Here is a 25768-nt window from a genome sequence, read left to right on the forward strand (position 1 = left end):
TGTACATTGGATTCTTAGCCTAAGGTGTCTTAATTGTCTTTAAAACATCACTGTAGAGTTCAACAGCTGCTTCTATGCCCAATTGTAGGGTAAGCGCGTTATGAGCCACAGTTGCAGTATGTGCGCCCATTCCCGAAAGAGCTTGACCTCTAGCTGCGATTACTGCCTGGACAATGTCCGCACACAATCAAAGCCAAACTTTATTTGCCGTTTCAATGATTAGACGAAGCTTATCCCACTGTTCTTCCTCCGTCAGCATGTTACCTTCTTCGGTAGAGGCAAAGCCGCATTGGGCGCTGAGGCACAACTGGTCGATCGGAACCATCTGTGCAGCTTCTTCAATACGCGCGATGATCTGCTCGCTGCTCTCCAGACCGCCATGCTTCGTTGTCACGAGGCCTAGTACAACTTGTTGACCTTGGATGAAGCGCAACGGAGTGAAGTCGCCGGATCGTTCATTGTCATATTCGAGGAAAAAGGCATCTACTTTAGCCAGTCCGAACAAAGTTTCAGCTACGGGCTCATACCCGCCGGCGGCAAACCAGGTAGAACGGAAATTTCCCCGGCAGACATGAAGTGCAATCGTCATATCCTCCGGCCGCCCGCTGATACTTTCATTAATCAGCCTCACATAATCCTTGGCGAGCTGATCGGGATCAATGCCGCGGCTGCGCAGATGCGCCCGGTGTCTGCCGCTGCAGAGGGTCCCCCAGGTCGTATCGTCCAACTGCAGATAACGGCATCCTGCCTCATATAAAGCACGGATGGCCTGCTGATAGACTAGGATAATATCACGATACAGCGTCTCGCGGTCAGGATAGATCTCATTGCCGTTGTAATCCTGCACGAAGTGGAACAAAGCCGGAGAAGGAATAGTCATTTTGGCCAGTGTATCTCCAGCCATCTGTTGCAGCTCAATGAACTCTCCCACCATGGGATGATCACCAAAGGAGATTTTGTCAACGATCCGGAAGCTTTCTGCACGCTGAACCGTCTCTTTAGCACCTCTGCCTTGATCCAGACTGATCTTCTGCGTGCCTGTGATCCCGAGGAAGAAATCCAAATGCCACCAGGACCGGCGGAATTCTCCGTCTGTAACAGCTTTAAGTCCCAGAGATTTTTGCTGTTCCAGCAGCTTGAATATTTCCGTATTCTCGATTTCATGAAGCTGCCCGTCTGTGATTTCTCCTTGTAAACGATGATTGCGCGCTGATTTCAGTTCCTCTGTGCGGAGGAAGCTGCCGACGATGTCGTAGCGAAAGGGCGGAGTATTTCGTTTGGAGCCGATAACTGGACTGATCATACGTCCCTCCTGCGGTTAGAGTAAGAAAGATTTAAGGTCGAAAACATTCCGAGATACCTGGTCATTCAGAATATCGATGTAGGCGGACATCATCTCACCTGGCTTGCGGTCCTTATGGGCGATCCAGCCGACGGTGAATACCTCAGGACTGTCAAAAGGAATCGTTACCAGCCCATCGCCATTCCGTTCAGCATCCATAATTCCCGTTCCTACCGTATAGGAATCACTGCCCAGCAAAAGATGGGTCAGCGTCGCCCGGTCCGTAACCTGGATATTCTTCTCAATCTGTGTGAAGCTGAGCATCTCCTCCGAAAAATGCAGCGAGTTGTTCTCCCCCTGCTCAAAGGTAATGTACGGATAGGGAAGAATATCAGCCAGCTTGATCATTTCCTTGCCGGCGAGAATATGCCCTGCCCTCACATACACATGCGGATTCGTGTTGAACAGCGGGGTGAACTTCAGATTCCCGTCACTGAACAGCTTATTCATCACCTTATAGTTACTCTCATTGATATAGAGAATACCCAGGTCACTGCGGAGGGTCCGCACATCCTCAATAATCTCATAGGTCTGCGTCTCTCTCAGACTGAAGTTATATTCCGGCACTTTGCTCTCTTTCATCAGCTTTACAAAAGCATCCACAACAAAAGGATAATGCTGAGTGGACAAGGAAAAATAGATCGGGCTGCGTTTCTTGCCGGTATAACGGTTCTCCATGAATTCAGTCTGTTCAATAATCTGCCGGGCATAACCAAGAAATTCTACACCCTCGGCTGAAATGCTGATGCCCCGATTATTTCGTTCGAAGATCGTAATTCCCAGCTCGTTCTCCAGCTCCTTGATGGCATTGGAGAGGCTTGGCTGGGAGACAAAAAGCCTTTTGGCCGCTTCATTCATTGAGCCGCTGTTCGCAATCTCAATAGCATAGCGGAGCTGCTGCAAAGTCAAACCTGTTCCTCCTTTTACAAGGACTTTATTGCTAATACTTCATTACCCGGCTACAACAGATGCCGTCCCTCGGAAGGAACGGCACCTGGGTTTCTGCTTATAGTAGCATAGATTTACGGTTCCATCCATGCCGGATACAAGAAGGGTTTGCGTTTTCTTATTGGCTGCGCTTTTTACCTGCATCAATCTTGGACGGGTCCAGGCCTTCCCAGATGTTCTTGATATCCGCCTGCTCAGGATGCTCAAACACCAGGAATGCAGTAGGAAGATAACGCTCGCCATACTGGGAGGAAGGCTTGTTGACAATCTCATTGTCCTTCACCAGAACAGTTGATGATCCACCGTCAAGGTTGGCAGCGATAACCGCTCCATGCTTCAGCATAATCTGCTGCACATCATACAGGTTCGCACCAATGCTGTACCCGGGTTGTCTGCCGTCTATGACTACGAACAGCAGCGCACCGTCGGCACGCTGACCCATCGCGGTTCTGGGAGCGATTCCCCAGCCCTCGGCAGCATTCTTGATCAGGCCTTTGCCATTGACTATGATCCGCGGTTGAAAAGACACGGCCTCCTGCACGCCCATCTTGCTAAGCTCATTGAGAGTGTAATTTCCGGCAATCATTTTACCCTGCTTATCAAGGCCAACGATCTGTGTGGAATTCTTACCCCCGAGTCCATTATAGAAAAGCTTGCCTTGTGAAATAACCAGTCCAATCGGTTTGAAGCCATTTCCCTTCCAGTTGGGGTCTGCGAATCCCCCGCCGTTCACACCGGCAATGGCTCCTGTACGTGCCACCATGCTGGTCACTTTTTCGCCCGAACCAGTCTTGTCCGGTACGCCCAAGCGAACCTTGGTTGGATCATTAACCGTCATAACAAAACCGGTATAACCGCTGCCGGAAACCTTCTCGATTTCGACCAGGGGCTTGTCTTGTTCTTCTGCGGTGGGTTTCTTGATCACGTGGGTATCCTTCTCATCCCCCATATGCTGAAACCGCAGATTGTATTCAGTGACACGTTCCTTCAGCTCATCCTCGCCAATAATATATTTCGCCAGATAGCGGTGCTGTGTGGTTATTAGCGTATCTGCTATTAAGTAGCGGGTGTTCTGTGCAGAGGGTGCAAAATAGAGCCATCCGCCAGCGGCTAACAGCAGAAATACGAAAAACAGAAAAACTTTGGAGAGTGTGCGAAAAAAGCTTTTTTTCTTGGGTTTACGAACGGGCTTCTTCTTGCGGACGGTGTTGCGCTGTGGTAATGATGAAGAATTCACTTCTTGATTTCCTCCCTGGTACTGTCTGATAATGTAAATGGGCATTAGCTCATATACCCCATCATAGACGATAATGATAGATTAAAGGTTTCAGTTTGTTCAACTATCCCCCAATGTTCATTTAAAGTATTACCTCGATAAAGTGAATTTTCATGTACAACGGTCTTTTGGCTGGGCCTAGTTATATTTTTACATAAAGAACCCGGAGTGAATACATGAAATTATTTCAAGTGGAATCAACTAAGCCTTGTAAATCGGATCCTTGTGGGGATTATAGTGGGGGTAATCTTGGCGTTGTCCGTTCCAAATGCAACAGGGATCAACATTTTCGGTTCATTATTTGTATTATCATTAAAAGCGGTTGCGCCTGTATTGGTCTTACTCCTGGTGATATCTGCCATCTCGCAGCATAAAAAAGGCCATCAAACGAATATGAAATCCATCCTTGTCCTCTATGGTTTAAGTACTTTTCTGGCAGGTCTGATTGCAGATGCTAACCAATTTTTCAGATGCCGTATCACAAATCGTCAAATGGGTAATCAATCTGGCACCATTGGGAATTATGGGACTTGTTTTTGATTCCATCACTTCAAACGGGCTTTCTTCCATGCTTGATTACGGGAAATTACTTCTCGTTCTTGTGGGATGTATGTTATTTATGGCGCTTGTTGTGAACCCCTTGATCGTATACCTGAATATTCGCAGAAATCCGTATCCGCTTGTCATTAGTTGCCTGAAGGAAAGTGGAATTACCGCATTCTTCACCCGAAGTTCTGCTGCTAACATTCCAATCAATATGAGATTATGTGAAAAACTCGATTTGGACAAAGATACGTATTCGGTATCCATTCCACTAGGGGCTACGATTAATATGGCGGGTGCAGCGGTTACGATTTCTGTCTTAACTCTCGCAACGGTTCATACCCTTGGCATTGAAGTGGATTTTGGTACGGCACTTGTTCTAAGTGTTCTATCTGCTGTATCTGCTGCAGGTGCTTCAGGTGTTGCCGGCGGGTCGCTCTTGCTCATCCCTCTAGCGTGCAGCATATTCGGAATTCCTAATGATATTGCGATTCAAGTCGTTGGTGTAGGATTCATCATCGGCGTATTACAGGATTCATTTGAAACAGCACTTAATTCATCCTCTGACGTACTTTTCACAGCAACCGCTGAATATTCAAAAAACCGTAAAGAGGGCAAAGCATATCTAACTAATGTCTAGTTAAAAATGCCAAAAAAGACGACATTCATTCATTTGTTTCGGAATGAAATGTCGTCTTTTTTCAGGTTTGGCGATTCCGTCCAACACCGCCCCCTTGAATGCCCCGTTAATTAGAACAATGTTGCCGGAATCAGCTTGCGTCCGCCTTTTATAAGCGTGGATTCCAGCATTTCTCCCTTTTCACCGCCAAAATACAGCTGCCAGTACACACCGAACCGGATACTGACATCATTCTTCACCAGCTCCGGCGGCGTAACGATCAGCCACTGGAACCTAAGTGCCTTGGAGATTTCAAATACCGGATCGAGTACGTTGTTGGAGACCATTTCACCAAAGGGATTGTCATATAAAAAGACCGTCCAGCCTTTGTTCTCGCGGTTGACCCGTTTATGGGTCATGATCATCATCGCCACCAGCAGCTGGACCGACTGGCGTTGTCCGCCGCTGCCGACCGCTTCATCCAGCGCACCACGGTTGATGACTTCCCAATCGGAGTAGTGGTACTCCTCAGGAGCTGCATATAAGAAATAGTTCTCTGTAACCGGCTTGTAAACCTGCAAGACCGGGAAACGGTTCTGCATCGAGGCATAGACAATCTTACCGTCACTGATCAGATCCTTGAGCGCTGCTGCCGGAACCTGCTCCATCTTCGGGAATTTCTCCAGCAGGTTGCTGATGCAGTTGTTGAAGTAGTCGCTGACCAGCGGTTCGATATCTTCTGTGGTTTTCGGAACATTAATGTTCTTATAGTTCAAACGCACCAACGGGAAGGCATGACCATTCTCATTGTGGATAATCATCCGGCGTTCCATCCGCTTCAGAATGTCGACGATCTGCACAACCCGCTTGGCAGCTCGTCCGACCCACAGCTTGCGGGAGAGCTCCATGCCTTCCTTATCACTGCGGATGCTCTCAATCTGGTCCTGCGAGCTCTGGAGCATGGAGTCCAGCACCTGAAGCGCAATGGAGAAATCCTCCCAGTGAACAGTGTTCAGGCGTTCCTGGATCTTAACCTCCAGCTCCGCATTCCAGCCGCTCTTGGCAAGCTTGCCGCTGAGTGCGTTCTTCTCTTCCTTAACTCTCCGCGAAATTTCGCTCCGTTCACTGCGGCTCTCCCTGCTGCGCAGAAGCCAATCACTCACCGTACGTTCGCATTCCTCTCTTACCAGATGCTGGACCTCCTCAGGAATGTCCCGCATTTGCAGCCGCCCTTCCACATGAGTTTCCATGATTTTACTCTGGCTCCCGAGCGTCTGAAGCCACTGATCCAGGGAAGTCAGCTTTAGCTTACAGCTATTCAGCGTATATTCATTCTCCCGGGACCGTTCTCTAATCTCTTCTTCTTTGAGGTCCAGCGGATCATGCCACTGCTCAGCCGACCTTTCATGCTTCTCCTTGATCGACCTCTCCAATTTGGCCAGCTGCTTCTGAAGGTTATCCAGCTCGGTCTGACAGCGGACGAAGGAATCACGGAGATGCTGATAGTCTTCGTCCAGAATCCCGGTGTCGCTCTTCTGACGCGCTTTGGCCGACATAATCGAGTCTGGAGTGTCAACGGGTTCCGGTACCTTGCGCCAGTCAGGGTCTATTTGCTGGACCGCCGTCTCAAGCTCAGCCAGCTGCCCGGCGGCTGATTTAATCTGTGCCGATCTCGTACGGATCTCCAGCTCATTGCGGCTTAGGGATTGCTGGAGACTTTCTAGAGTGCTGAGTGTCTCCAGCAGCTTGTTCTGAACGGTAGCATCAGGCAGGAATTCCGAAAGTTCTTCTTGAATCCCACTAACTGAAACCTCAAGCCCGTCCGGGAAGGCCAGCTCAGGAAACCAGGTTTGAAGTCTCGGGAATAATGAATATCGGGTATCTCCAAGCCATTTTTCCCGCTCAAGGGCGATGCTGTCCAATTCTGCCTTAAGCTGTGCGAGCTGGTGTTCCTTGCCTGTGATCTCTTTATTCAGATCCCCTTTGCGCTCAAGCGCCTTCTGCTTGTCCTTATAATCCTGTTCCTGCTTCTTGGTCCGTTCGTTCCATTCGCGCAGTGCTGCCGCTCTGTCCTCCTGCTCGGCCTTGCCAGCTTCGCATTCGGCGGCTTCTCTCACGATCATCGCTATTGTTTCTTCGTTTCCACTGATTTCTGTATTCAGTGCGCTTATAGCTGTGCGCACCTCGTTTAGCAAACCCTCAAGTGCATTCAGCTTGCCCTTCAGACTAACCGAATGTTCACCTTGGAATAACCGTTCATATTCCTGCCTTGCGGATTTCAGCTTGGACAGATAACCTTCAGCATCCTGCAGCTCAGCTTCCTGTTCCTTCAGTCTGGCAGAAATCCCCTGCTTCCATTCCAGAAAACGGTCCGGCTGCAGCACCATTTGCGGACCTTGCCCGTCCAGCACGAGGAAGGGCTGCGCCGCAGGCTGCGCCATCTGTTCGCGGATGAAGATTGGCACCGCTGATTTTAGCAGCAGATCCTTCAGTATGTCCGGCTGCAGCTTGGCAGCCTCGCGTTCACTAATGATGAGGCCGTAAGCCAGTAAAGGATTACGATCCAGTTCTTCCTCCCGGATCAGGTAGGGCTGATCGTTCAGGAAGGCACTGCCCAGCATCGAGCTGATTTTCAGCGAATCTAGCCTGTCCTTGACCGTCAGCAGATCACTATTCGGCAGCCAGTACGCTTCATGTTGCAGTTCAACATCCAGCAGCTGATGATAATACTCTCTTCTGAGCCTTTTGGTCTGCACCTCAGCTTCATCCAGTCTGCGGATGAAACGTTCCTGTACGGCGGCCTTCGCTTCGAACAAGCCTGTAGCGCCCAGCACATTATGCTCCTCATACAGCTCCAGCAGCACCACGAGCTGAGACCAAAGCTGAGACTCTTTGTTCAGCTGTACATCCAGCTGCGACTGAAGCTCGCTCTCCTGCTGTTCATGACTGAGAAGCTTCTCGCTAAGCTGAGTCTGTTTTTTATGCAAATTGAAGCGGTCTTCATCCGCAGCCTTGTGCCGTTCGTTCAGCGCGCTGATATTGTCAGCATAACTTCTGGCGTAAGCGATGGCCCGCTGAAGCGACGCTGCCGGAGAATGGGCGGCTTCCTGCCCATGGCGGGAAGCGAACACTCCCAGCGCTTCCGTGTATTGGCGGATAGAAGCGGTCAGCTCATTAATCCGGCTGTCCAACCCTCCAAGCTCCAGCAAAAAGCTTTCCCGTTCTTTGCGAACCCCCGCCTCTTCAGCAGTCAATGAATGCTGGCGGCGGCTGAACATGGAAATCTGCTCTTGCCACAACTTGAATACATCCGCCCACTGCTTGCGTAGGCTCTCCTTCGAAGCCTGCACCACCTCTTGGCGCTCCTTCATTTCCAGGGAGCCTTCGATGGCTTCTATTTCCTTCTGCCACTGTTCCATTTGACGGAGCTGAAGCTTCCGGCGGGCCAGATAAAGGGCGGTTTCAAGCTCCTTTTCCTTGGTCTTCGAATCTTCCAGCCGTTGACGGGCCCTGTTCAGATTGTCACTAACCTGTTTGAAATCCTCCTGTTTCCGGATAACTTCCTCTCTGCTGCGCAGGTAGTTCAGGTTATCTCCCTCAAAACGCAGCTGACGGGCCTCTTGGTGCAGCAGCACCAGCTCGTCTGCTTTTTTGCGGCGCTCTTCCTCGGCTGCTTTCAATTCATCATGTATGACCGTGTACATTTGCCGTCCCAGCAGCTCCGTTTCACGGTAGCTCCGGTCCGCTTCCATCCCCTGTTTCACCAGTTCATATAGCGGTGCTGCTAATGTAGTAAATTCGGCAAACGCCTTCTCCCGCTGCTCCAGCATCGGCAGTCTCTGCGCAATAATCGCCGCGTCCATGAACATCTTCTGAAGGGAGCCCTCCTGTTCAGACAGACCTTCGTTCAGGCTGGTGCCGATTTCGGGAATGATGAGCTTTTCGAATAAGTTCTGGTTCGTAAAGGCATCATTTTTCTGAAAATACCCTTTAATACCACCCTCTTCACCATTGATCCGCCGCATGTTGCGCCATTCACCGATATGGATATCCCGTTCCGCCAGGAAATGATAGTACCTTTTCAGATCTGAGCTGTGACTTCCGAAGGAGGCAATTTCGCCCCGCCGGTCGCGCACGAACTGCTGTATACTATCGAAGCTAACAGGGCCTCCCGCGTTGGCATCATATAGAGGCAAGGTAGATAACGTAAGTTCTGCATGCTCTTCATAATCTAGTAACGCGTAGAGCAGATAGTCGACCTTGATCTCCAATTGATCCGCAGAGCTGTGGGCCGTCATCGCAATGCCTGTGGTCATATACTCGTTACGATCACTGTTGTCCAGCCGCCACTCAATAGCCACGTGGAAGGTGTAGGGCTTGAGCTGTTTTTTGTGATTATGGAAAAATGCTTCTACCTGGTTCTCGTTGTCCTTACCCCAGGCCGCTTTCGGAATTAGCAACTGAAAAATCGACTGCAGCAGCACTCCCTTACCGCCACCGTTCATCAGGGTAATCAGCGTGTTCGCCGGACCCTCATCATTACTTAGGTCCAGAACCATATCGTCATACTTTTTGAGCATCTTCTCATATTTGAGTCCGGCAATCCGGATCCGTTCAATACGCGGCATGGGCCTCCCCCTCCTTCTCCGTCAAGGTGCGTAGGGTAAGTGCCTTCAGTTCCTTATAACGGTCAACATCATGGTACAGGTAACGCATTCTTTCATATAATTCTTCCCGCGGGAAGATCCGCTTCTCATTCTCCGATATGAATACCAGATGCTCTTCCTCCAGCAGCTTCATCCCCTCATGAATCAGGCCGATCCGGGAACCTGCCCCCCGGGTCAGGGAATCGCCTTCCTCCTGGCTTTTGGTCTGCATGTATAGGCTTGTCCAAACCTTATGCATCGCCTGAATGTCCAGGCGCCATTGCTTGCTGAAGCCCCCGTCAGCATCCATTTCCACCCACGCCTGAAACAGCGAGGATACCTGGTCGGAGATTTGAATATAGGACATACTGTCCTGCCCCGGCTTGAAGTGGTGCTCATCCTGATCCATCTCGGCCAGGAACACCAGAATGATGATGTTGATGATATGTAAATGGGTTTTACGCTCAATCCGTGAATATTTGTTCCGGAGTTGGGTGAAGTTGCTGGCAAAACCCGAGCCGAGCGGATTGACCAGCAGATGCAGGCGGTGTCCGGAATTCATAATCCGGCAGCCTCCTTCTTTGGCCATGTACTGCAGCGCATCATAGGCTCCAGTATCCTGAAGGCACTCGGCGGCTGCGGGATCATCCAGCGAGATCACCTTGCGGCGAAGCAGGTCGAAAAACAGCCGTGAGGCCTGCTGCAATTGTTCGAGTGAATAGCTCATGTTGTAACATCTCACCTCTCGATTATAGTGATGGTATACGGACTCATTTCCAGGCCCGGCCAGGAGATACTTGGGCTATTATTGCCCTGAATCGTTGTACGCAGCACCTTACCGCGCAACACCTCCAAATCAGGGTTTGCCCCCAGCAGCCGCTGGATTAAGGTCTGGCATTCATCTGCTGCTCCGCCCTGCTTATTATCCGGGTCCTGCTCCTGGACTGTAATTTCAGTATGGAAGAACTGCACCCACAGATCGATTGCATCCGGTGTAAGCGACCATTTGTGCTGTTGCTCCTCTGTGAAAGCTTCTGCTGAGAAAGTAAAGCTGCCGTGATCTGCCAGTCCTATAAAAACAGGACGCCACAGCTCAGCAACCTCCGGCCATGGTATAGATCTAGGCGTATAGGAGATGCTCTCTTCTTCACCAGCTTCATCCGGCTCATCCAATGCGTCTTCAGGCAGGAACCCGACCTCCTGTTCTTCCCATGCCCAGGCCAGCGGATAGATAAAATCCTGATTAGGGGCAAACAGTCCGCTAACCAGCAGCTCCAGGCTGTCCGCATCCGGCAAGCCATCGGCTTTGACCCATTCCTCCCAGACATTCGTACGGAAATTAAAGCCGCCCGCTCCCCAGAAGAGCTCTGGGAAATTCAGCCTGAGATTCGTCTCAGCCTCAAAGATGCTCAGGACCACCTCGGCTAGTTCATCATGCACCCGTCTCGACAGCTCCACTCTTTCCGAAAGCTGACGGAGCTCATTGAAGTCGATAACATCCTTCTCATCATTGGCCAGACGTGCCAGTGAGCGGTGGATATTATCAAAATGCTTGCGCTCTTCATCAAACTGCAGGTGGATCTCCTCCAGCCGCTGATGCCGCATCACACCGTATTCACTGAATATGTGCTTCGGATTGCGGCGGAGCGCATTGCGGTATTCCTGCTGCTGCTGAGTCATCTTCCGTACCCGCGAGATCAGTTCACCCACATCCTGCATCGCGCGCGTCACCCGTCCATGCTTGATGTGCATCTGAATTTCCAGCAGCTTGATGCTGATCTGAAATTCTTCTATAATCTCATGGCTCATGAAGATCAGCTCCATGGCATATTCGGACAGCCGGTATACGGTTTTGCCGCTCTCCTCCCAGCTGGTGCGGGTAGCGTCTTCATCGACAGTAAAGTACTTGTATTTCTGCACCGCCATCTGCCGGGACAGATCATCATAATAAAAGGCTTCGAAATCTCCGCCGCTCCCGCTCCATAGCAGACCATCCACCAGCCGTTCCACAGATTCGGCAGTACCGAGTTTGGTTATATTGAACCGCTCGAGTGAACTCCAGGCCAGCTCCACGATATCCTCCCTGGCTCTAAGCTCACTGGATTCCAGTTCCAGATAATAGACCTGCAGCAATACGCTCAATGCAACCATTTCCTTATAAGGCTGCAGCTCGCCGAGATTCATACCCGCCCCCAAGGTCCATAAGGGATTGAGACGTTTGTTCCGTTCTCCAAAATCACTCCAGTTCATGCTTCACTCTAACCTCGCCATCACTTCGTAATTTAAGACTTTCTAGTAAACCTCATAAAATAACATAAACCCATATCTGCCCCAAGAAGGGTGGAATATGGGCTATATGCTACTAGGGAATATATGTTTCTATTATACCAATGATATAGAATTCTGGCTATTTGCAAAAATATAAATGCATTATAAATAAACCTGATAAGTATCAGGTTATTACTAATATAGACACAGCAAAGCGCATGCCAACACCGGCATGCGCTTCTAAGAATGGAATATTCTATTCTTCTGGAGATGTTTCCACATATTTTTTGAAATTATCGAGAATTGCCTGCCACCCGGCTTGCTGCATCTCGACGGCATTGATCGTTTCCGCATCGAACACGGTGATGATTTTCGTGTCGTTATCTTGGCGGGAAAATTTGACTTCCACTTTTCTGCCGTCAGCAATCGTATAGGAGATGACCTCGTTAATGCTCACATTGTCGTATACTCCGGTAAAATCAAACCCAAAACTTCCGTCCTTGGCTTCCATTCTGGAGAGGAATTTACCCCCGACCTTCAGATCATTCTCGGCATATGGCGTATGCCAGTCTTCGGAAGCGGTATTCCACTGCGTGATATGCTTCGGCTCTGTCCAATAGGTCCACACACTTTCAACGGGAGAATGAACGATTGTTTCCACTGTTATTGTTACCGGCTTACCTGTTTCCAACACATAACCTCCTTGATGGCTGAGATATATACATTACTTACAACCTTTATTATAGCAAAAAGGTATGTACTACATTTCTTTTTGATTGCTATATTCTCAAACTTGTTCATCTTATTATTTACCATAATTAATGTTCTGCATACTTCACATGAAGCAAGTAATGCAGATTTGCTTGCACCGCAGGCCACTCGTCGTCAATGATACTGTACAGTACGGTATCCAAAATAGAGCCTTCCGCAGTGATCCGGTGTTTGCGCAAAACGCCCTCCCTCACCGCACCAATACGTTCGATCGCCTGTTGAGATCTAAGGTTATCCCCTACGATAGTGAAATTGACCCGGATGAAACCCAAGGATTCAAAACAATACTGCAGCAGCAGTGACTTGGCTTCCGTATTAACAGCTGTCCGCCAGAACTCCGGTGAAATCCAGGTACAGCCAATTTCCGCGTTGCGGTGAATGTGATCGATGTGCATAATTCGCGATGTGCCGGCGATCCTGCCTGTGGATTGTTCGATCATGACAAAAGGGAGCTCCGTCCCCTTCGCCTGATTGGCAAGAGCCGTATCTATTAATCCTTCCGCTTGTGCGGCAGAGGTAATTTTGCGCCAGGTATACTCCCAAATTTGCGGATAGATCAGAATAGCAACCAGTTCGGCCTTATGCTCGGCTTCCATAGGAACCATTCTAATACTAGTGCCGATAAGTTCTTTGATATTGTTGGAAATCACGAAGATGCCTCCTATAGACATATTATGCCAGCCAATCCCCGCAGAAGGGAACCCTCATATGATTATATATTACATATATTATCTCTGTCTGCCTCATTCATATAAAAAAACAGCCCCGTTTGTGTAAAACGGAGCTGCACAAGGCCGTTATTTTTGCAGGCATATTAATGAAGAAATCCTATCCTCTTCCCTCAATCTCACTTGCAATTCGCCGGACAAGCTCGGATAGGGTCATGACTCCGGCATCGCCGCCCTCACGTTTTCTTATGGCTACCATAGCGGAGCTCTGCTCTTGCTCACCAAGCACAAGCATGTACGGTACTTTCTCCAGCTGGGCTTCACGGATTTTGTAACCCAACTTCTCATTCCGCAGATCCAGTTCGACGCGGATTCCGGCAGCCAGCAGTTCTTTTTTTACCTGAAAGGCATAATCGGCATAGTGTTCGGAGACTGGCAGCAGCTTCACTTGCACCGGAGATAGCCACAGTGGAAAAGCACCGCTGAAATGCTCCGTAAGAATCCCCATGAACCGGTCAATGGAGCCATAGATGGCACGGTGGATGACGACCGGGCGGTGTTTCTCGCCGTCTTCACCGACATAAGTCAGATCGAACTTCTCCGGCATCTGGAAATCCAGTTGAATGGTCCCGCATTGCCAGCTTCTCTTCAGTGCATCCTGAATATGAAAGTCAATCTTTGGTCCGTAAAACGCACCGTCCCCCGCATTTATCCGATATTCTATTCCACGCTCATCCAGTACCCTTTGGAGCGACGCTTCCGCCTGATCCCATAACGCTTCCGAACCCATATAGTCTTCCGGCCGTGTAGACAGCTCTACCTTGTATTCGAAACCGAATACTTTGTAGATGTAGTCGATCAGCTCCAGTACACCACCGATTTCTTCTTCGATCTGCTTAGGAAGCACGAACAGATGGGCGTCATCCTGACAAAAGGTCCGGACCCGCATCATCCCGTTCAGCGCTCCTGAAAATTCATGACGGTGCACCTGGCCAAACTCTGCGATACGCATCGGCAGTTCCCGGTAGGAATGCAAACTGTTTTTGAACATCAGCATATGCCCTGGACAATTCATAGGCTTCAGCGCATATTTCGTTTCATCCACCTGAGTAAAGTACATGTTATCCTTGTAGTGGTCCCAGTGGCCTGACTGCTCCCACATCCGGTTGTTCATCATCAAGGGTGTGCGGACCTCGTCATATCCCCGTTCACGCTGCAATGCCCGAGAGAAGTTCTCCAGCTCAGTGCGGAGAATCATTCCTTTGGGCAAATAGAAAGGCATGCCAGGCGCTTCTTCGGAGAACATGAAGAGTCCCAGCTCCTTACCCAGCTTGCGGTGATCACGTTTCTTCGCTTCCTCCAGCATGTGCAGATGCTCTTCCAGCTGCGCTTTCTTGTAAAAAGCCGTTCCATAGATCCGTTGCAGCATTGGATTATCGGAATTACCGCGCCAATAGGCTCCGGCTACACTCAGCAGCTTAAAGGCTTTGATCTGGCCTGTAGAAACCAGATGCGGTCCCCGGCATAAATCTGTGAACTCCCCTTGCTCATACAGGCTGATCTCTGCGTCCTCCGGCAAATCGTGAATCAGTTCTACCTTGAACGGTTCACCCTTTGCTTCAAAGAACTCGATTGCTTCACTGCGGCTGACGACCCGCCGGACAATCGGCAGATTATCCCGGATGATCTTCTGCATCTCCTGCTCAATTGCAGCGAATTCATCTATGGATATCGGTTGAGCTGTGTCGATGTCGTAGTAGAAGCCGTCCTCGATAACCGGACCAATGCCCAGCTTAATCTTCGGTACGCCATATATACGTTGGATGGCCTGAGCCATGAGATGTGCTGTGCTATGCCGCAGGATAGACAGTCCATCTGAGCTTTCCGGCATCACGATTTCAACGAGACAGTCGTATTCAACCGGTTGATGTAAGTCAACGGGTCTACCGTCGATTTTGCCTGCTACTGCTTGCTTCTTCAGGCTAGGGCTGATCGATTCCGCGATTTGCGCAATCGTGGTGCTGCGTGCGTACCTCCTAATTGTTCCATCCGGCAGCGTTACATTGATCTCCATGATTGTGGCCTCCATTTCTTCGATTTTATTGGTGTTATAGAACGCAAAAAAACGCATCTCTCCCGGAAAGGGACGAGTGCGTTCTGGCTCGTGGTTCCACCCTAATTTGATCTGCAACGTTCGACCCCCGGCTGTTCGGCGGAAGAATAATATACTAGATCCTCATTGGTATCCGTTATCGGGGATAAAACGGTGGCATTTACAGCCTCCCTAACAGCAGGGAAGGTTCAGTGCCACGGCTGCAAAGGGGTAACATCCTGCCGGTCTCTGTAAGAAGCTCTCACCGTTCACTTCTTTCTCTGGCCAGTCCGCGAAGGATATCATGTCTTTGGTCATTGCCTTGGATATGGTGTTGCTGGTTACATAATACTCATGTCATTTATGAAATGTCAACCACTCAAATAAAAAGACTTTTCACCAGTCATTGAACCTGCGGATGAAAAAGTATGATCACAGCATTATTTCACGTCAATTAAATTATCGTGAATACGTGAGATAATATTACCAATATCTTTCACATTGTATGCAATATGATCCGCCCCGGCACTTTGAAGCTCCGCTTCCGAGCCATAGCCGATCATGACTCCGATAGAGGCTACCCCGCAGGCTTTGGCACCGATAATATCATGCTCGCGGTCTCCAATCATCAGCGCTGTTTCCGGAGGAATGTGATTCTCGTCCAGCACATACTGAATAACCTCTTTCTTCTTGGAGCGGGTACCGTCCAGATTGCTTCCAGCTACATGTCTGAAATAGGAGTCCAGGCCATAATGACGGATAATCTCTTCCGCAAATACCGTTGGTTTTGAAGTAGCTACGTATAGATTGAAACCTTTACTCTGCAGCTCCTCAAGCAGTTCCGGGATACCGGGTATTACCGCGTTCTCGAACATTCCCAGTGTGCGGTACCGTTCGCGGTAGTATTCAACGGCTTGGGCCGCTTTCTCAGCGCTGAAGCCCTGGATTTCTATGAAAGAATCGTATAAGGGCGGTCCGATGTAGGGCAATAGCAGGTCCGGATGCTCCACGGTAATTCCGAATTTGCCCAGCGCGTATTCTACGCTTTTGGTGATCCCTTCTTTGGGGTCGGTTAAGGTGCCGTCCAGATCAAATAAAATACTCTGCAGTCTCTCCATTACTTACGCAGTGCTCCCTTCACGATCAATTGCTACTTGCGTGATTCTACAGCTTTAACTATCATACCTTCGATTCTCCATACTTTCCACACACTTATTTACTAACATGATCATGGCAGTTATTTAATCTAATGGAGGAACTAACATGAACATGACGCATTACATGTCCCTGCTAACGGACAATCAGCCATGGAATTTGATTCTTTTTATGGCGATTCCGGTCATCTTTGCAGAGACAATCACAGTGACCGAATTTATTATTCTGTTCACCAAAAATCTCAACGGGCCGCTTAGGGCGTTTAACCGGGCATGCAGCATACTTGCCGGGCTGTATTTTACAGGAGTGTTTCTGTATTTATTCCCTACCGCCTTTGTTCCGATTACCGCAAACGGGGAATGGCATACCTGGGTTGACGTAGTGGCGGTAAGCTTTTACTTGAGCGGGGTCATCTTCCTGTTGCCCCTTGCCCTGCTGGACCTTGGACTTATTGCCCGTAAGCAAAGTGAGGAAAATAAGCTGAGACTACATTTCATCCTGATCAGCGGCTTTCTTGTGGTAGCGCATATCGCGATGATCTTCGGGATGGTGAATCCTGAGATAATGAGCGGGATGGCTGGGATGAGTCATTGAGATTGGGTTGGATGTGAAAATTAAATAGAACGAGCGAAAAGGTATATAGCCGTAACTGCGGGAATGTTTGGACTTTCGGCCGCTGTTGTCTGCAGATTTCTATGATTGAACCGCAATAAGCGGTTGAAATCCGCAGACAGTATATGCTTCCGATGCGAGCTTTCCTTCGGAAAGCTTTCAGGCGGACGCTGCCGCTCCTACAGTTCCAAAATCCCCTCCGTTACTCTCCACCTTTCTCAAAGTTTTTATTTATTTTCCATCCATAGGGATAGGAAAATGGAAAAGAACGCGTGTGGTTGCGCGTTCTTTTTTTATTGCTTATGAAATTATAAAATACATAGAATGTATGGGGACCTTAGAAGCATTTAGGCTGAACATAATGTGATCTGGTAACTCGTTATCGTCTAAGAATGCAGAATGTTACGGACAGAGAAGGCGTTATTTTGCGAATACACTTGTTTCTTTAGCATATACGGACTCAGGAGGCGTTATTTCGTGCATTCCTTCCTGAATTGAAGAGGAACAGGCTACGTAACGTCATCTGTGTCCGTATGATCTAATGAATCGCCTGATCCGACCAAATAAGGGATATACGGTCCGCAACACTCGTGAAAGTACAGAGGAAAATCCAAACCAGTGCAGGCTTTATTATGCTGAAAACCAAAAGTTTATGCGAAACTTATAACATTCAGAATAGATTCGACTCCATTCAATCAAGTTCGATTCGGTCGAATTCAATTGGATATAAATAGGTTTATTTAGTTTTAGTTCACAGTAAGATTGATACTGTTCTCAACTATGTTTTGGAAACCTGACCTCGCAGCGGGTGCCCACACCATATGTACTGGTGATGCGGATCGAACCGCCCAAGAGCTCGATCAGCTTCTTCACGATAGAAAGGCCAAGGCCCGTACCTCCATACTGTCGTGAGCGGGATTTCTCCACCCGGTAAAAGCGGTCAAAGATATACGGAAGCTCGTCTTCAGGAATCCCAATCCCGGTATCTTCTACGATGAAAAGTACGGCGTCGGGTGTAGAATTCAGCTGGACGTTAATCTCGCCCTCATCGGTGTAGCGCACGGCATTTTCCAGCAGATTCATGACAATCTGCTCCATCCGTTTGCGGTCCCCGCGAACTTCAACAGCTTGACCGCTATAAGAAACTGTAATACTGAGGCCTTTTTCTTTGGCCGTTAATTCCAGCTTGCGGGCTGCATGCTCCACGATCGGCTTCAAGTCCACATCTTCCAGGTGTAGCGGAATTTTACCTTCCTCCATCTTGGCGAGCTCAAATAAATCATCCACCAGGTGCTGGATACGGTGGGCCTCTTGGTCAATGATATCAAGATACAGATTTTTTTCTTCATCCGTCTCGTATAATTCACCCTTCACTACCTTGGCATAGCCCTGTAAATAGGTGATCGGTGTCCGCAGCTCATGCGAGATATTTGCCAGAAACTCCTGCCGGGTGTCTCGATAGCGCTGCAAGTCGATGGCCAGATCGTTGATTGCAGCCGCTAGAAACCCGATCTCATCATTGCTGCTGATTGTCAGCCGGGTTTCAAGCTCTCCTGCCGCAATTTTGCGGGTTGCTTTCTGCATCTGCACCAACGGACGCGACAGCACCCGGGCAATAATCCAGGTGATTCCCAGCGCCAGCACCAAAGCCCCCATTCCCGAGAGCAGCAGGATAACCCGCACCGAATCTATGGATTGCTCCATACTTGCTGTAGAGGACATGACATAAAGCGCTGAACTGATGGTCTGGCCTGCCTTAATGGGTTGTCCTGTCACGAAATAGCGGTTTCCACCGGGATCTTTATAGAGAAAGCTCACACTGTTGCCGGAAAAAATCCGTTCCAGATCTGCAGCATGAATAAATGACCGGTCATCCGAATTATGCAAGCCTGAGTGAAAACTAACGCTCCGGTCCCGTGAAATGTTAAAAATACTCACATTGGAAAATTCAGCAAAGGTACGCATCATTTGTTCGCTTGTCGTATCCTTGGATTCAGCCATCACAGTGAAATGTGAAGCCAGTTCATTCGTTTCAGTCTGCATTTCTTTATAATAAAAGCTGCTGAACATCCGGTCGATGACTATCCCCAGAAACAGCAAAACAATCACAAACACTGACATGATCACAACTCCCAGTTTAAAACCGATGATGTTGTTTTTCATTCGACAGTGCCGGGAATTTGGAATTTATACCCCAGTCCCCATACCGTTTGAACCGGGTTGTAGGGCAGTCCTGCCTTTTGCAGCTTCTCGCGGATATTCTTGATATGTGTGTCGATCACGCGTATCTCTCCGCCAAAATCATTGCCCCAGAGACGTTCCACCAGTTCATCCCTGGTAAATACCCGTTGGCCGCTTCGTGCAAGCATTGTCAGAAGATCGAACTCCTTCAAGGTAAAATCAACACTCTGGCCTTCAATCCAGACCTCTCGTGCTTCTGGAGAGATTCGCAGGCCCGGATAATTCAACTGCTCTTCCTGAGGTTCGACCGCCCGGGTCAGCGATGAACGCCGCAGCAAGGAATGGATTCGTGCCAATAATTCTTCCGGCTCAAAAGGTTTGGTCAGATAGTCATCCGCACCGATTCCCAGTCCATGCACTTTGTCCTTAGTTTCCGAGCGTGCGGTAAGCATCAGAATGGGAAGCTGCGTATGCTCTCGCACAGCACGGCAGACCTGCCAGCCATCCATGTCAGGCATCATAACATCCAGGAGCAGCAGATCAAAGGTGTGCTGTTCGACCATACGGAGCGCTTCGTGCCCTGTCGCCGCTTCCTGAGTAGCAAAGCCTTCTTTTTGTAAATAGATACGCAGCAAATTCCGCATATTCCATTCGTCGTCTATAATCAGAATTTGTGTTTTCATACGTTACCTCACTAATTCCTCCAGGCTTCCAAATAAGGCTTGTGCCGCTTTCATTCTGGTTTCATTACCAACCACACTGAGGTAGTTCTTCTCCGCCACAGCTTTTAGCAGCCCGGCATATTCTCTGATATCTCCGGGTGTAGTAGACAAGATTTCATCCCGCTCCTGCTGCAGCTCTTCTCCAGTAATGTGTTCAAAATAATGCCGGTCCGCCTGCCGTCTCTGAGCACTTAGACTGAGCGGCTGGTCAAACATAGCCAGGGTGCCGATAATCGATTTGGTCATTTCATCCTCATCTGCTACAAAGCTTTCGGCAAACCGGTACGCCTGATCGTAGATCTCCAGTGTCCCCTGCAAATTCGGATCGCGATAGGAAGTGAACAAGAGAATACCCTCTTTTTGTAGAATCAGACTCCCACCATAAGCTCCGCCTTTTACCCGGACGGCATTCCACAGGTAGGTCAGACTGAGGATTTTTTTGAGAACCTGCATCTTGCCGGAATACGTAAATCCGAGCTTGTTGAAATCATATCCCTTAACTACATACTGCACCTGGCTTGAAGACATGAAGCCTTCGTTACTGGCCTGGTCTTGTGCCTTCAGCACAGGTTGCAGCTCCACCTGCCGGTCCTGTAGATCCAGCTGTTCCAAATTCGCAGCGAACTCCTCATAGATATCCGAAGCCCCTGTCACAGACAAGATCAGATTCTGCTTGTTGAACAAGACTGCGCAGATCTCTTTGAGCGTGTCAGAGAGCCGTTCACTCTGCTGGTCAATCGTATGGGCAAGATCCCGGATAAACTGGTGATAAGCTACCCCTCCGAGCTGTTCCTGATAAGCACCTCTATCTGAGAAGTAGGAAAGCAAACGGCTGGCTGCGATTTCATTGCCTTTCTGGTTCAGAATGGATTCCATCTTTGAGGCTTCCCGGCGGACGATTTCCTGCAGCTTGGTCAAGTTATCCAGATTGCTGGCATAGAGCAGCTCATGGAGCAGCTGCAGAGAATCGCCAATGTTGCCCTTCATCACTTTTATGCGTGCACTGAATTTAGGCTGATATTTGACATCAGAATCCTGAGCAGCACCAAAAACCTCGTTTTGAAAATGAATACCTCCGGTTTTGATCCCAATTTCACTGGTGAGCTCTTCAATACTGTAAGCGTCAGTCTCCAATTGGCCGAATACCTTAGACAACAGTGTCAGATAAGAAATCCGCTCTACGGCAACAACTCCGGTATCCCAATACAACTTGATATAGGCGATTTTGTTCGTAGGTATCTCATGATGAATCAGTTTTATGCCTTTAAGCGTGTATTCATGAGTAGGTACTTGAGGTGGTGCGCAGCGGGTAATGTCCTGAAGAGACAGCCTCGGAAGTTTTTGCAGATCCTCTGGTGCGTCCGGACGGCTCTGCCGGGCCAACAGGTTCTGTGTGTTCTCAACAAGCTGACCGAGCTGTTCAGGGGTCAAAGACGATTTATATTCAGCAAGCTGCTTACGGCAATTTGCTTCTTTTTCGGCTGCAATGGTATTTGAAGGTTGAAGTATAACTACACTGCAATGTTGACTGTTCAGCAGATACGTTTCGATCAGCTGTTCAAAATAACGGTCCGCACATTTTTCCCGGATGGCAGCAAACACTGTTTCATATTCCAGATGGGCAGACGGTGAACCTTCGTACAGCCAGGACTTCATAACCTCAATATTATAGGTCAGCCCTTTCGGATAGCGGTCAAAGTCCGCTTCACGCAGTTCAAATTCCTTGCTGTTGACTGCAGCGAGAACCAGCTTCTCATCCAGTCCATCCGCTGCAAGGCGGCTTAATGTCGTTCTGATCAGATCCAGAAAAGCAGCCTTGGATGAGGGATTGGAGTGAGTCAATGTAATACCCAGCAGCGGCTGGACCATACTGTCGGAATAGAAGGCAAACGCGTCTTTGCCCAGACCGCTTTCCAGCAGTGCTTGTTTCAGCGGAGCAGCGTTGCTGTCCATCAATATGTTTTTCAGAATAGCAAAGGCCAGATTCAGCTCCCGGTCCAAAGAGGTTCCAATCACATAGTTCATGCTCAGATAGGTCTTATCCTCAGCTGTTTCTGATTCCAGAATGGAATAATCCGCCCTAAATTCCGTCATTCCCATCGGCTGCTGCATAGGTATGGCGGTATCGAAGTCATTCCGGGTGTACTGGCTGAGGTATTCCTGATGGATGAACTCCAGCCTCTCTTCGATGTTCACATCCCCATAGAGATAAAAATAGCTGTTGGACGGATGGTAATAGTTGCTGTGCGCTGCAAGAAACTGCTCATAGGTCAATGTTGGGATATCCTGAGGATCTCCGCCGGAGGAATGACGGTATAGGGTGTCCGGATACAGCGACTTTTTGATCCGGTCCAGCAGTACCGTAACCGGTGAGGAATAAGAGCCTTTCATTTCGTTGTATACAACGCCCTTATAGATCAGCTCATCCTCCGTACGCTGTAGCTCGTAATGCCAGCCCTCTTGCTCAAAAATCTCCTGCTGCTTATAAATATTCGGCTTAAACACGCTGTCCAGATAGACCTCCATCAAGTTGGAGAAATCCTTGTCATTCCGGCTTGCCACCGGATACATGGTCTTATCGGCAAATGTAAATGCATTCAGAAATGACTTCATCGAGCCCTTTAACAGCTCAACAAACGGTTCCTTGACCGGATATTTATCCGAACCGCATAATACAGAATGTTCTAAAATATGAAAGACTCCCGTGCTGTCCACGGGCGGAGTCCGAAAACTGACGCTGAACACCTTATTATCATCCTGATTCTGCACGAAAAGCAGCCTTGCGCCGCTTTGCTGATGCTCCATTGTAAATACGGAGGATTCGATTTCCCGGATATATTCCTCAAGTATGACTTTAAATCCGGAGTAGACATTGTCTGTTTTCAAGCTGCTCATAGATTGTCCTCCTCTATTTAGGGCTGTATTTCACTCTATGAGCTTATCATATTACGGGTTTATTGTTCTAACCTAAGTTAATGCCCGGAGTGAGGGTCTCCCCCGGAGGCAGAAGAGATCTCCAGCATATCGTCGATTTCACTTTGCGTACCGCTGGAAAGGGTGTCGGTATCACCGGTCAGCCAGGCATGATTATACGGACCTTCCGCAGGAGAATCCTTGAATTTCGGTTGAAGCTCCATTGTATAATTCATTAACGAATCCGGCATACCATCTTTTTTTGTGAAAACTAGCGGTGCATGTTTGCCTAAGTGTGACAACGGCGCGGCTGCAATCGCCAGCATGGTCGAATCCGCCGTCAGCAAAGATAAGTTATGTCCGGGCGTTGTGATGCCCCAGCCGAAGCCGTTAGCCTCATCCTTGAACTTCGCAAAAGCAATAGCGTTCGTGTAAGGATTATCGCCGGAAATCCGCTTTACCGTTCCGTATTCCTGAAGTTGTGCCTCAACATCTGCCGAAATTGCGGACGTTGGGCCAAGAATGTAGATAGCCGCTTTACCTCCGCGGGCTTTGAGGGCTTCTGCAGTAGCTTCCGGAATTTTTCGTTTACTCACATAGAGTAAGGGCTCGGGCATATGAGCGATCCAGTTGACTGCGGGCAGTGTATATTCAGGACTGTCCACGGAGCCGACTATAACGCTTGGCGGCAGCGCTCCGGACACTTTTTCATAATAGGCATCGATCGATTTAGCAACTTCATCCGGTTCTTCCCCCTCTATTTTATCCACCTTCAAATCCAGGACCTTTAGTTGATCATCTACACCGTCTGCTACTGTTCCGACAAGAACCACTTGAACACCATCGTTACTCTCCGCTCCCATAGGCTTAAGTCTTTTGAGTTCCGTCAGCGTCGCTTCCGGAATACCCTCTTTGGTGATGAATAGCACCGGACCATTGCTTGGATGATGGATCAAGTCCGTGCTTACCGCGGCAATCTGCCAGCTGCTGACATCGGTAAGGACTACACTGGAAGGCCGATTGTTCTTCGTTTCCGCCGTCCACAGGGATTGAGATACGAGCACTGCCGCTTGGATCGGATCTGAGGTATTGATTCTGGTTGTATTCTTGGTAGCGATCCAGGGTATAGAAACAGCTGATTGTGATGGAGTGTCCGTTGACGCGGAACGTGAGTTATTCGCCGTAGAACAGCCTGCCAGCGCCGCACCCAGCAATATAGTCAAAGCAGCTTTACATATGGTTTTCTTCACCGGTGTATCCCTCCATTTCATTGCACTCGCGAATGTAAATAGAAGTGTACCGGATAATTATGTAGAAAGAATGTAGAATTGCAACAAATAAAGAATGACTATTATCTGAGAGGTGATATTTCTTTGAATCTTTCTTTTCGTACAAAAACGGCTGCACCGCCCTTCTCTGAGCGTTACAGCCGTTTTCCTGCTTCCTATGAATCAATTTGCAGTTCTTTTTACCAGGCTACACGGATAATCAGACCTTTGGGATCGCCAACCTCCAGATAAGCCGCTTGACCGTTGACATCATCATACGGGAAGCCGTAGGCCAGGCCGCTGATGCTGTGGTCATGCCAGAACTTCGCATAATAATTGGCTGGAGCAGCATTGTAATAATTAGCTACATTGTTCCAGTTGCTGGTTGTATAGACATGGCGGTTGATCGCAGCCGCAGTAGCGGCATCGGTTAGGGCTCCGTCGCAGCGGAGAATATCCTTCGTGCTATAGCCGGAATAGCCAGCGAAATAGTTGGCATTTGCTCCGCCTGGAGCAAAGGATCCATAAATCGGCGCTATGATCCGGTATGGCGCTTGATCGGTAGCCAGCGATTTGAAAGCGGCCGGCACTTCGTTCTGATATTTGGTGAATATTCCGGCACGGGTTTCAGATTCCAATTCACCTACGGTTCGGTCGTAGGAACCGGACAAGTTCACCAGACGGTGCTGGATCGGGAAACCGAAAGCATCAACCCGGGTAGTATTGCCATGATATCCGGATCCATCGACAGTAAATTCCACAAAATCAAAATAAATATTGCGGTTCGGATCGGTTAGATTGTTGATATCCGGTCCGGCGAAGCCTTCAGTATAGGTTTTGATGTACAATGGTGAACCTACACTGAGGAACATCCGCCCGGAAGTGATTTTAGGCAAGTTCACCCAAGAGGCCTGGCTGACCGTATGATAAATATTCGCATAATTCACGCCATTCTTGGTTAAGTGGCCTGAAGCGTCATTCAGAGCTGGTGAGATCGGCACCAGATTACCATTCAGGTCCAAATAACTCCATTGTCCGTTGGCCGGATTGATGCCGAGAACGCCCCAGTAGATCTGGCTGTCCGGATATGCGCCGCCGGTTCCGTTCATTACCTTAAGCGACAATGAACCGCTTGGCGCTGTAGGAATGGAAGCAGCAGGAATCGAATAGATCGACCCGGAAGGATTCGGTGGTGTTGGTGTAGGTGTAGGTGTGGTTCCGGCAGTGTAAGAGAACCAGCCAGTGTCAAAAGCAGGCGTTCCATTGTTGTACGTGAAGAAATAGTTGATTGCGGTTCCGCTTGAAACACCCGTTACGGCTTGTTCATAGCGGGCGTTGCTGCTGCTGTAAGTCATGCGGAGATTCATCTGAGCACCGTTATTAACCTTGTAATGCACATCAGTCCAACTCGTGCTGACAGTTGATTTGAACCAGATGGTTGCCGTGGTTCCTGACAAATCAACACCTTGCGAGTAATCGGCTGCCTCCGCCTTGGAGGCGAACAAAGGGAAACAGGAAACCAGTAGCAGAAGCGCGAGTACGGACATTAGCCATTTTTTTCTCATCGCAATCTTCCTCCATTAATTGGTATAGGTTCAATCACGCACCATAAATGTATGCGTTTACAGTGTTGATTATAGTATCCTTACAGAACATTTAGTAGGAGCAGAATTTCGGTTTTCGGCACCATATTTCGGGTGAAACGTTATAATAAGGATATTTTCGGCATCGGATACTGCAAAAA

General features: G+C 48.9%; 16 protein-coding genes and 1 pseudogene. 2 read left to right on the forward strand and 15 right to left on the reverse strand.

The genetic code is table 11. The features are described from left to right. Window positions 1-187: 187 nt before the first annotated feature. From A3844_RS00340 to A3844_RS00350, 3 genes are all read right to left on the reverse strand, one after another. Window positions 188-1303, reverse strand: a complete 1116-nt coding sequence (locus tag A3844_RS00340; RefSeq protein WP_074106247.1) for a 5-methyltetrahydropteroyltriglutamate--homocysteine S-methyltransferase — start codon at window positions 1301-1303, stop codon at window positions 188-190. A gap of 15 nt (window positions 1304-1318) precedes the next feature. Further along, window positions 1319-2251: a LysR family transcriptional regulator gene (locus A3844_RS00345; RefSeq protein ID WP_074106248.1), complete on the reverse strand. Its 933-nt coding sequence runs from the start codon at window positions 2249-2251 to the stop codon at window positions 1319-1321. Between the two features lie 157 nt (window positions 2252-2408). Next, window positions 2409-3572 carry a phosphodiester glycosidase family protein gene (locus tag A3844_RS00350; RefSeq protein WP_074083439.1) on the reverse strand — a complete coding sequence of 388 codons (1164 nt, stop codon included), beginning with the start codon at window positions 3570-3572 and terminating at the stop codon, window positions 2409-2411. 213 nt (window positions 3573-3785) lie between these two features. On the opposite strand from A3844_RS00350, the pseudogene sstT reads away from it, so the two are divergent. Next, window positions 3786-4749: pseudogene (sstT, locus tag A3844_RS00355) on the forward strand (serine/threonine transporter SstT). Between the two features lie 110 nt (window positions 4750-4859). Here sstT and A3844_RS00360 read toward each other — a convergent pair. The 7 genes from A3844_RS00360 to A3844_RS00390 form a co-directional block, all read right to left on the reverse strand. Then, complete coding sequence (locus A3844_RS00360) at window positions 4860-9356, reverse strand: coiled-coil domain-containing protein (RefSeq protein WP_074106249.1); 4497 nt, start codon at window positions 9354-9356, stop codon at window positions 4860-4862. Continuing rightward, the gene (locus tag A3844_RS00365; protein ID WP_074083443.1) at window positions 9343-10101 is read right to left on the reverse strand and encodes a DUF6063 family protein; all 759 of its coding nucleotides are present in this window, start codon (window positions 10099-10101) and stop codon (window positions 9343-9345) included. The genes A3844_RS00360 and A3844_RS00365 overlap by 14 nt, the downstream gene beginning before the upstream one ends. Window positions 10102-10112: 11 nt before the next feature. Continuing rightward, a complete protein-coding gene (locus A3844_RS00370; protein WP_143186151.1) occupies window positions 10113-11624 on the reverse strand; it encodes a hypothetical protein in 1512 nt (503 codons plus the stop codon). 274 nt (window positions 11625-11898) lie between these two features. Beyond that, complete coding sequence (locus A3844_RS00375) at window positions 11899-12333, reverse strand: SRPBCC family protein (protein ID WP_074106250.1); 435 nt, start codon at window positions 12331-12333, stop codon at window positions 11899-11901. 127 nt (window positions 12334-12460) lie between these two features. Then, window positions 12461-13063 carry a GNAT family N-acetyltransferase gene (locus A3844_RS00380; RefSeq protein ID WP_244169648.1) on the reverse strand — a complete coding sequence of 201 codons (603 nt, stop codon included), beginning with the start codon at window positions 13061-13063 and terminating at the stop codon, window positions 12461-12463. Window positions 13064-13241: 178 nt separating this feature from the next. Beyond that, on the reverse strand, window positions 13242-15155 hold the full coding sequence (gene thrS / locus A3844_RS00385) for a threonine--tRNA ligase (RefSeq protein ID WP_074106539.1): 1914 nt from the start codon (window positions 15153-15155) through the stop codon (window positions 13242-13244). Window positions 15156-15613: 458 nt separating this feature from the next. Further along, entirely contained in the window at window positions 15614-16291 is a 678-nt protein-coding gene (locus A3844_RS00390; protein WP_074083446.1) for an HAD family hydrolase, read from the reverse strand. 145 nt (window positions 16292-16436) lie between these two features. Between A3844_RS00390 and A3844_RS00395 the strand changes: the two genes are divergently transcribed. Beyond that, window positions 16437-16922, forward strand: coding sequence for a DUF6803 family protein (locus A3844_RS00395; RefSeq protein WP_074083447.1), 486 nt, complete (start codon window positions 16437-16439; stop codon window positions 16920-16922). A 792-nt stretch (window positions 16923-17714) separates the two neighbouring features. Here A3844_RS00395 and A3844_RS00400 read toward each other — a convergent pair. The 5 genes from A3844_RS00400 to A3844_RS00420 all read right to left on the reverse strand — a co-directional run bounded on the left by A3844_RS00400 (window position 17715) and on the right by A3844_RS00420 (window position 25589). Then, window positions 17715-19061, reverse strand: coding sequence for a sensor histidine kinase (locus A3844_RS00400; RefSeq protein WP_244169649.1), 1347 nt, complete (start codon window positions 19059-19061; stop codon window positions 17715-17717). A 38-nt stretch (window positions 19062-19099) separates the two neighbouring features. Further along, window positions 19100-19804, reverse strand: a complete 705-nt coding sequence (locus A3844_RS00405; RefSeq protein ID WP_074083449.1) for a response regulator transcription factor — start codon at window positions 19802-19804, stop codon at window positions 19100-19102. A 3-nt stretch (window positions 19805-19807) separates the two neighbouring features. Then, the gene (locus A3844_RS00410; RefSeq protein ID WP_074106252.1) at window positions 19808-22738 is read right to left on the reverse strand and encodes an insulinase family protein; all 2931 of its coding nucleotides are present in this window, start codon (window positions 22736-22738) and stop codon (window positions 19808-19810) included. A 77-nt stretch (window positions 22739-22815) separates the two neighbouring features. Then, the gene (locus tag A3844_RS00415) at window positions 22816-24006 is read right to left on the reverse strand and encodes a cell wall-binding repeat-containing protein (protein WP_074106253.1); all 1191 of its coding nucleotides are present in this window, start codon (window positions 24004-24006) and stop codon (window positions 22816-22818) included. 218 nt (window positions 24007-24224) lie between these two features. After that, on the reverse strand, window positions 24225-25589 hold the full coding sequence (locus A3844_RS00420; protein ID WP_074106254.1) for a glycoside hydrolase family 64 protein: 1365 nt from the start codon (window positions 25587-25589) through the stop codon (window positions 24225-24227). Window positions 25590-25768: the final 179 nt, after the last annotated feature.

Source organism: Paenibacillus helianthi, assembly GCF_001909055.1.
Taxonomy (GTDB): Bacteria; Bacillota; Bacilli; order Paenibacillales; family Paenibacillaceae; genus Paenibacillus_AQ; species Paenibacillus_AQ helianthi.